General features: G+C 46.9%; 1 protein-coding gene. It reads left to right on the top strand.

What is annotated here, in order from left to right; genetic code table 11:
• Positions 1-431: WD40 repeat domain-containing protein (locus ABF638_RS38315; RefSeq protein ID WP_435027944.1), on the top strand; the 431-nt coding region annotated here is incomplete at both ends.

Here is a 431-nt window from a genome sequence, read left to right as displayed (position 1 = left end):
CTCCTCAAATCCCTGACTGGTCATAGCGATAGGGTCATTAGCGTCGCCTACAGCCTCAATGGACAACAGTTAGCTTCTGCTAGTTATGACAAGACGATCAAAATCTGGGATGTCAGCAGTGGTAAACTCCTTAAATCCCTGACTGGTCATAGCAGCGCGGTCTTCAACGTTGCCTACAGCCCCAATGGGCACCAGTTAGCTTCTGCTAGTTATGATAAGACGATCAAAATCTGGGATGTCAGTAGTGGTCAACTCCTCAAATCCCTGACTGGTCATAGCCATAGGGTCAGTAGCATCGCCTACAGCCCCAATGGACAAAAATTAGCTTCTACTAGTTGGGACAAGACCATCAAAATCTGGAATGTCAGTAGTGGTCAACTCCTCAAATCCCTTACTGGTCATAGCAGTGAGGTCAATAGTATCACCTACAG

The sequence above is a fragment of the Nostoc sp. CALU 1950 genome (assembly GCF_051172895.1).
Taxonomy (GTDB): Bacteria; Cyanobacteriota; Cyanobacteriia; order Cyanobacteriales; family Nostocaceae; genus Nostoc; species Nostoc edaphicum_A.
The sequence above is the reverse complement of the archived record's forward strand: the minus strand, read 5'-3'. Positions and strand labels throughout refer to the sequence as shown.